The sequence below is a fragment of the Nocardia cyriacigeorgica genome (assembly GCF_010858045.1).
GTDB classification, from domain to species: domain Bacteria; phylum Actinomycetota; class Actinomycetes; order Mycobacteriales; family Mycobacteriaceae; genus Nocardia; species Nocardia cyriacigeorgica_E.
On sequence record NZ_JAAGVC010000255.1, the window covers coordinates 1 to 312 of the forward strand.

Consider the following 312-nt stretch of genomic DNA (forward strand, 5'->3'; position numbering starts at 1 on the left):
GGGTGGTGTCGCCGCCCGCGTCGAGGCCGACGATCTGGTACCCCTTGGCCGCGAAGTCCTTCAGCGTGCGAGTCAGGTTCGTGGCACGGGCGACGGGCAGCCGGGCCGCAGCGCCGGCGCTGGTACGCCACGCCACCGCGGTGACGCTCGCGCTGCGCCGCTGCGGGATCACCACACCCTGTCCACCGAAGGCCGCGACCGAGCGGATCACCGCACCCAGGTTGCGCGGATCGGAGATGTTGTCCAGCGCGACGAGCAGTGCGGGCTGACCCGAACCGCGCACACCCTCGACCAGATCGTCGGGGTGGGCGT

At 72.4% G+C, this 312-nt stretch carries 1 protein-coding gene; it reads right to left on the bottom strand.

The genetic code is table 11. The features are described 5' to 3' along the window. The coding region (locus GV790_RS29605) for a TrmH family RNA methyltransferase (protein ID WP_163818108.1) at positions 1–312 on the bottom strand (312 nt) is incomplete at both ends.